Below are 7,568 nucleotides of genomic sequence, written 5' to 3'. Positions count from 1 at the left end.
GTCCTATATCATCAATAACTATACCATTTTTATTGCTTAAAGTTCATAAGTTTTCCAACTATGAGTTTGGACTTGTAGAATCATCAACAATTTTAGGAGCTGTTATAGGTGCTGCAATTGTGATTCTAAAAAATAAAAATTTAAAGTTGTTAGTTCTATTAAATATAAATTCAATTTTAATAATAGTAATAGGGATAACATCATGGTTTTTATGGGGTTATAAAAAGGAGTTGTTCTTTATAGTTCTTTTTATGCAGTTTTTAATTGGTTTTTTTGCAAACTTAATAAGCATACCAATAATATCTAATTATCAAAGGAGTGTTCCAGTATATATGCAATCGAGATTTTTTGCACTTTCAGCATTTTTAGATGGAGTTTTGATACCCATAGGGGAGTTTGGAGTTGGAAAGATGAGTTTATTTATAAATTCTAATCTTATTTTAATAGTGGGCGGTGTGCTTATGATTTTCATAGCTTACTTTTTATTAAAAGAGAAAGGGGATAGGGTGTAGCTTAAATATGGCTAGATATAAAATTAAGTTCTGAAAATAAAAAACTCTTTTCAGGAATAACATATAAATACTTTATTCCTGAAAAGAGTATTAAAAACAGTGTATACTATCTATTTAAATTTTGTTTCTCCATCAAGAGTTAAGATAGGTCCATATAGATCAGGTCTTCTATCTCTAAATAGACCCCAGAAAGCTCTATAGTCATCGATGGCAGCTAAGTCTAACTCAGCTATAGCAAATCCTTCAGAATCTCTATCCATCTCAGAGATTTTAGCACCTGTATGATCAGCTATAAAAGATGAACCGTAGAATTTAACACCAATCTCATCAACATGTTCCTGTCCAGTTCTATTAGAACATACCAATGGAGTTAAGTTAGCTCCTGCATGTCCTTGCATAACTCTTTGCCAGTGATCTTTTGTATCCATAGTGGGGTCACTAGGTTCTGATCCAATAGCTGTTGGATAGAATAGAATTTCAGCTCCCATTAAAGCCATACATCTTGCTGATTCAGGGAACCATTGATCCCAACATATAGCAACACCAATTTTTGCGTATTTAGTTTCCCAAACTTTAAATCCAGTGTCTCCAATATTGAAGTAGAACTTCTCTTGATATCCACTCACATCATGGGGGATATGACTTTTTCTATAGACTCCTAAAATCTCTCCATCAGCGTCAATAATAGCTATAGAGTTATATCTTGCACCATGTTTTCTCTCATAAAAACTTATTGGAAGAACAACTTGTAGTTCTTTTGCAACCTTTTTAAAGTGATTAACTGCTGTATCAAGCTCTAACTCTGTAGCAAATTGCATATATTCAGCTTTTTCTTTAGCACAGAAATAAACTCTTTCAAATAGTTCAGAAAGTAATATTATTTGAGCCCCTTCAGCTGCTGCTGCTCTAACTTGATTTTCCGCTTTTCTTATATTTTCATCCACATCCCATCCAAGAGACATTTGAACTGCTGCTACTTTTACTTTTCTCATCTTCTTTAATCCTCCTTTAACTAAAAACTTTTACCATAAGGCATTTGTTGAGTTATACAGTGAACACATCCCCCACCTATAATGATAGGCATTCCATCAATAGGAACAACTTTTCTATCAGGATAAGCTTTTTGAATAGCCTCCAAGGCTTTTTTATCTGTTTCTTCGGCGTCTCCACCAAAAGTTGGAACAATTACAGCACCAGTAACAGGTAAATAGTTTATATAGCTCAATGTTAAAAGTTGACCATCATAGTATCTAATAGGTGGTTTTTCAATTTCAATAATTTCAAAAGGTAGTCCACTTGATCTATCTTTAAACTCTTTTAATATTTTCATATTCTCTTGGAAAATCTCATAGTCAGGATCATTTTCATCATAACAAGCTTGGATTATAATAACTCCTGGTCTTACAAAACATGCTGTATTGTCAACGTGTCCATCAGTCAAATCTCCATATAATCCAGATTTTAACCAGATAACTTGTTCACCACCTAAGTACTCTTCCAATAGGTGAGTAACCTCCTCTTTTGTAAATCTAGAGTTTCTAGAACCAGTAAGTAAGGCTGATTCTGTAGTCAGTATTGTTCCCTGTCCATCAGAATGGATTCCTCCACCCTCTAAGGCCAGTGGTGAAGTAAATATAGGAATATCATAAAATATACCTAAATGATAGGGAACTTTACCATCATTATAGTGTGTTTGATATTTTTCTCCATAAGAAGTAAATCTCCATTTAACTGCTGCTACTTCTTGATCATCATTTAATAAAAAAGTGGGACCATTATCTCTAACCCACGAATCATCTATCGGTAAGCATAACACTTCTACTTTTTCTCCACACATCTCTTTAACTTCGTGTAGTAGTTCAGGAGGGGCAATCATAACTAACTCCTCAAATTCAGCGATAGCTTTTGCAACATTGGCATATCCTTTTCTAGCGGCTTCGATTCCATCGGGCCAAAGAGGAGTCCTGCTATTTTTTCCATCTCTAACAGGCCATTGCATAAAAGTACGTCTTCTTTTTTCCCATTCACCAGGCATTCTATAACCAAGTTCTCTAGGTGTTTTACCACAAGTTCCAAACATAATACTAACCTCCTTGATAACGATATTGATTTTGAAATAGATTTGACTATCATAAATCACTTGCATTATTCATTTTATTTTTGGGATTTCTTTTTTATTTTAAAAAAATTTAGAATAAAATTGAAAAAGGTATAAAATTTCAAGGAAAATAACTTGGAAAACGGAATATTTAAATAAAGTACAGTTGGGTGATATATATATGGATAATCTTAGAGAGGATTTAACAGTTATCAATGAAAATGATATCTTATATCTAGCGAGCTATGTAGGTAAGCTAATATTGGAATCTGGAGGAGAGACTTATAGAGCTGAAGATATGGTTGATAAAATTTGTAATCACTATGGACTCGAGTCAAACTCCTTTGCGGTGTTATCAAGTATTTTAACAACAATAAGAGGGAGGGAAAGAAGATTTTTTACAAATATAGAAAAGATACGTATGAGAACTATAAATGTGGAAAAAATATCTAAACTTAGTTCTCTAGTAAGAGATATAGAATGCTATAAATTTAAAGAGTTTTTAGAAAAAGTTAAGGAGATAGATGATGAAAAATCCTATAGCTTTTTTTATGTATTAATTGGAAACTGTATTGCTGCAGGAGCTTTTGCTTACTATTTTGGAGGAGATAGAGGAAGCTGTATAGCTTCAGTTATTGGAGCGATTTCAGTTTCATTTTTAGGATATTTTTCTACAAAATTAATGATAAATAAATTTTTCTTGAATTTGGTGGGAGGAATGACATGCTCATTTTCTGCCTATATATGTTTTTTGCTGGGAATAATACCTGAAATTTCAGTTACAATTATTTCAACTCTGATGTTATTAGTGCCTGGAATAGCTTTTACAAACTCTATTCGTGATTTGATAACAGGAGACCTAGTATCTGGAATTGCAAGGGGGGTTGAAGCTTTCATGGTAGGAACAGCATTAGCCATAGGATCTGGAATAACTTTATCTATTATAAAAACATTGGGAGGCCTATTATGAATACTATAATAGTTCAAGTTATAGCTTCGATTGTTGCAACATATGGATTTGGAATAATATTTAATGTGAGAGGAAAGAAAAATCTATATGGTAGCTTCGGTGCAGGGATAGGTTGGCTGGTATATAGCTTACTGAGTGAAAGAGGATTTACATACTTTATCTCCTATACTGCGGCCTCTTCTACTATAACTATCTATTCAGAGATTTTATCAAGACGATTAAAAGTGCCAACTGTTTCATTTCTATACCCAAGTATGATTCCCTTGGTTCCAGGAGGGGGAATCTACTATACCATGTATTATATAGTACAAGATAATATATCTAAGGCTGTGGGTAAAGGGATTGAAACTTTCATTATTTCAGGGTCAATAGCCATAGGAATTTTAACAGTTTCAACATTTTCACAGATTTATTACTACGTGGTAAAGAAAAAAGCAAAAGAAAATTTATAAAAGGAGTTTTATTATGGGGATTTTAAAAGTTTATATACTCGCTATTTTAACCGGGTTTGTAACAGGACTTATAACCATACCATACAGATGGATTATAGAGAAATCATCAGTTATAAGAGATACTATTTTTAATCTAAATAACCCTATATATTATCTGATTTTAGGATTTTTAGGTATATATATAGTTGGTGTTTGTATAAGTAAGATGGTTGAGGAGATGCCAGTGGTAACAGGAAGTGGAATTCCACAGGCAAGAGCACAGATATATGGAAGAATAAAAGTAAAGAATCCAATAAAGGGACTGATATTAAAATTCTTAGGTGGAGTTTCAGGGATATCGGCTGGATACTCTCTTGGAAGAGAGGGACCTTCCGTACAGATGGGCGCTTTAATTGGAGAAACAGTGTCACAGGTATTTAAAGTGGATAGAGTTGAAAGAAAATATTTAATAATGAGTGGAGCAGGTGCTGGTTTATCCTCTGCATTTACAGCTCCTCTTGCTTCTGCAATCTTTATAGCAGAGGAGTTACAGAAATATTTTAACTCAAGATTGACAATTTTTTCATTTTTAGGATCAATAGTTTCAGGATATATGGCAGCTAAATTTTTTGTAAAAAATGATTACTTAAATATAGCTATTAATTATCCACAGAATCTGAATTATTTTCAATATTTTTATATATGTATAATGTTTGCAATCTTTATAAGCTTTATTGGAAAGAGCTTCTCCTTTCTTTTGATATATTTTCAAAAACTAAATGGGAAGATAAAAATTTCTAAATATATTAAAATATTTTTTTATACATTAATGGTTGTTGTAATTGGAGTTTTTTATAAGGATTTAACAGCTGGAGGAGAGAGTTTTTTAATCAGAGAGGGAATGGTAAACGATCTATCTATAGGAGCTTTAATATTCTTTATAATTTTAAAATTACTGTTCACAACACTGTCTTACTCTACAGGATTTCCTGGTGGAATTTTTTTACCTCTTTTAGTGATTGGGGGATTGTCAGGAAAACTATTTGGACTTATACTTCTATACTTTAATATAATAGATGTAAGTAATTTAGGTGTATTTATTTTTTTAGGTATGGCATCGGCATTTGTTGTAGTTGTTAGATCACCAGCTACTGGAATTATACTAATATTGGAGATGACTTGGGATTTTACATTGTTACCAAGTATGGTAATTGTTGTGGGATTGGCATATACAGTGAGCAATCTGCTTGGAGTAGAACCAATATACGATCTATTATATAAACCTCTGATAGAGAATGATAATAATAGTGAGGTTGTGGAATTAGTATTTGAAGTGGGAAGTGAATCCTATTTAATAGGAGAGGATTTAGAACAACTGGAGCTACCAGGAGATTTAAAAATAAGTTCTATTGAAAGAAAAGGAGAGCTTATAAAAATAAGTGGTACAACTAAAATAGAGAAGAATGATATAATCGGAATTCCAACTAAAAAAAGAGATATTGAGAAATTTTATGATTCTTTAAGGTCATTAGCCCAGGAAAATTAGGAGTAGACAAGAAAATAAAAAAAGATATAACTTTTTCAGAAGGAAATGTTCTACCAAAAGTGAACAATATAATGACAATAATAAAAAAATGTATAGGAGGGTTTGATTATGGATACTAACACTAGTACAACAAAAAAACAGTTGACACTATTTGGATTTTTCACAATAACAGCCTCAATGGTTATGGCCGTTTATGAATATCCGAGTTTTGCAACTTCAGGATTTTCATTGTTATTCTTCTTACTGTTTGGTGGGTTGTTTTGGTTTATTCCAGTGGCACTTTGTGCAGCTGAAATGGCAACAATTCCTGGATGGGAAACTGGAGGAGTGTTCACTTGGGTTTCTGAATCTTTAGGTGAGCGTTGGGGATTTGCAGCAATATTTTATCAATTTTTCGAAATAACAGTTGGTTATATTCCAATGCTTTATTTTATCAACGGATCATTATCGTATCTGTTTGATTGGCCAGAGCTAAATGTAAATCCACATTTAAAATTAGTTTCTATTTTAATCGTATTTTGGATTTTAACATTCTCACAATTGGGTGGTACTAAATATACAGCTAAAATAGCAAGAATTGGATTTATCTTTGGTATTGTAATACCTGCAATAATTTTAATAGGTCTTGCAGGAGCATATATAGTAGCTGGAAACCAAATCCATATGGAAGTTAGTTGGAACGCATTCTTCCCTGACTTTACAAAAGTTAACTCATTGGTAATATTGGTATCATTTATCTTAAGTTATATGGGGGTAGAAGCATCAGCTTCCCATGCCAATGAGATGGCTAACCCTAAAAAACAATATCCAATAGCTGTATTTATTCTAGTTATTATAGCTATTACAATAAGTTCAGCAGGTGGATTGTCAATAGCAACAGTTATCCCAGTGAATGAGATAAACTTAAGTGCTGGTGTTAACCAAACTTTTGCTACATTAATTAATCACTATGGAAGTCATTTAGATTGGATTGTTAGAATTATAGCTGCTTTCATTGGACTTGGAGTTTTAGCAGAGATAAGTGCTTGGATAGTTGGACCATCAAGAGCTATGTATGTGGCTGCACAAAAAGGTATTTTACCTCCAGTGTTTAAAAAAGTTAATAAAAATGATGTTCCAGTTCCATTAGTAATGTTCCAAGGTGTTATCGTAACTATTTGGGCAATTGTTCTAACATTAGGTGGAGGAGGAAACAATATGTCCTTCATGACATCAATGTCTTTAACAGTTGTTATCTACTTAATGACATACTTCCTATTATTTATAGGATATTTAACATTAGTTTTAAAAAGAAAAGCAACAGATTCTCAGGCAGCTTACCAAATACCTGGTGGAGTTGTATTTAAATGTGTTGTTGGTGCAGTTGGATTCTTAACATCATTATTTGCTTTTATTATCTCATTCTTCCCACCAGATAATATTCCAGGTGGAAATACAGGAGAGTATGAAACTATTTTAACTATAGGATTTATAGTTGTGTTAGTTCTTCCATTTATAATATATGAATTTAGAGATAGAAGAAATGCAACAGGAATAGAGCCTACAAGAATTACAACAGAAAATGCTCCAGAACACCATTTCTTTGGACATCCAAAAGCTAGAGGAGAGTTCCATATTACTCCACATCCAGATGATGTTATGCAACAGGATGATGAGCCTAAAAAAGCTGATGATCAGAAGCAAGTAGAAGAAAAAAAAGAAGTTGAAACTAAACCAGAATCTAATGAGGAAAAAGAACAAAAATAAAAGTTCGTAGATATGGAGGCAAAAAAATGAATCAAGATGTATTAAGTAAAATAGTGGAGAACAATAAAGGATTAATATCTCAGGGTGCTGTGGCTACTTATATTCCAGAGTTGGCTAAAGTAAGTAAAGATTATTTAGGTGCAGTTATTGCATATCCAGATGGAACTATGTTATCAGCAGGAGATACAAAGGTTAGATTTGCTATAGAAAGTATATCTAAAACAGTTGTTTTAGCTTTAGCTCTATTGGATAATGGAGAGGAAGA

The 7,568-nt window shown here is 32.5% G+C and carries 7 protein-coding genes and 1 pseudogene; 6 read left to right on the top strand and 2 right to left on the bottom strand.

All coding sequences use genetic code 11. The features are described from left to right. Nucleotides 1-512 (top strand): annotated as a pseudogene (locus ACMOUI_RS09420) (hypothetical protein); the annotation flags it as partial. Nucleotides 513-622: 110 nt separating this feature from the next. Here ACMOUI_RS09420 and aguB read toward each other — a convergent pair. Both aguB and ACMOUI_RS09410 read right to left on the bottom strand, forming a co-directional pair. Continuing rightward, complete coding sequence (aguB, locus tag ACMOUI_RS09415; protein WP_418965445.1) at nt 623-1,504, bottom strand: N-carbamoylputrescine amidase; 882 nt, start codon at nt 1,502-1,504, stop codon at nt 623-625. 20 nt (nt 1,505-1,524) lie between these two features. Next, nucleotides 1,525-2,592 (bottom strand): agmatine deiminase family protein, encoded by a 1,068-nt coding sequence (locus ACMOUI_RS09410; RefSeq protein WP_418965444.1) that lies wholly within the window; start codon nt 2,590-2,592, stop codon nt 1,525-1,527. Nucleotides 2,593-2,791: 199 nt separating this feature from the next. Here ACMOUI_RS09410 and ACMOUI_RS09405 point away from each other — a divergent pair, with 199 nt between their 5' ends. The 5 genes from ACMOUI_RS09405 to ACMOUI_RS09385 form a co-directional block, all read left to right on the top strand. Further along, on the top strand, nt 2,792-3,580 hold the full coding sequence (locus ACMOUI_RS09405) for a threonine/serine ThrE exporter family protein (protein WP_418965443.1): 789 nt from the start codon (nt 2,792-2,794) through the stop codon (nt 3,578-3,580). After that, a complete protein-coding gene (locus ACMOUI_RS09400; RefSeq protein WP_418965442.1) occupies nt 3,577-4,032 on the top strand; it encodes a threonine/serine exporter family protein in 456 nt (151 codons plus the stop codon). Before ACMOUI_RS09405 ends, ACMOUI_RS09400 begins: the two co-directional genes overlap by 4 nt. 13 nt (nt 4,033-4,045) lie before the next feature. Then, on the top strand, nt 4,046-5,557 hold the full coding sequence (locus ACMOUI_RS09395) for a ClC family H(+)/Cl(-) exchange transporter (RefSeq protein WP_418965441.1): 1,512 nt from the start codon (nt 4,046-4,048) through the stop codon (nt 5,555-5,557). 108 nt (nt 5,558-5,665) lie between these two features. Next, the gene (gadC, locus tag ACMOUI_RS09390; protein WP_418965440.1) at nt 5,666-7,303 is read left to right on the top strand and encodes a glutamate:gamma-aminobutyrate antiporter; all 1,638 of its coding nucleotides are present in this window, start codon (nt 5,666-5,668) and stop codon (nt 7,301-7,303) included. A gap of 26 nt (nt 7,304-7,329) precedes the next feature. After that, on the top strand, nt 7,330-7,568 hold a 239-nt coding region (locus ACMOUI_RS09385; RefSeq protein WP_418965439.1), incomplete at its 3' end, for a glutaminase.

The organism is Cetobacterium sp., assembly GCF_048470075.1.
Classification (GTDB): Bacteria; Fusobacteriota; Fusobacteriia; order Fusobacteriales; family Fusobacteriaceae; genus Cetobacterium_A.
The sequence above is the reverse complement of the archived record's forward strand: the minus strand, read 5'-3'. Positions and strand labels throughout refer to the sequence as shown.

Coding starts and splice junctions, on each gene's coding strand:
- aguB (WP_418965445.1), bottom strand. CDS start 1,504: ATGAGAAAAGTAAAAGTAGCAGCAGTTCAAATGTCTCTTGGATGGGAT.
- ACMOUI_RS09410 (WP_418965444.1), bottom strand. CDS start 2,592: ATGTTTGGAACTTGTGGTAAAACACCTAGAGAACTTGGTTATAGAATG.
- ACMOUI_RS09405 (WP_418965443.1), top strand. CDS start 2,792: ATGGATAATCTTAGAGAGGATTTAACAGTTATCAATGAAAATGATATC.
- ACMOUI_RS09400 (WP_418965442.1), top strand. CDS start 3,577: ATGAATACTATAATAGTTCAAGTTATAGCTTCGATTGTTGCAACATAT.
- ACMOUI_RS09395 (WP_418965441.1), top strand. CDS start 4,046: ATGGGGATTTTAAAAGTTTATATACTCGCTATTTTAACCGGGTTTGTA.
- gadC (WP_418965440.1), top strand. CDS start 5,666: ATGGATACTAACACTAGTACAACAAAAAAACAGTTGACACTATTTGGA.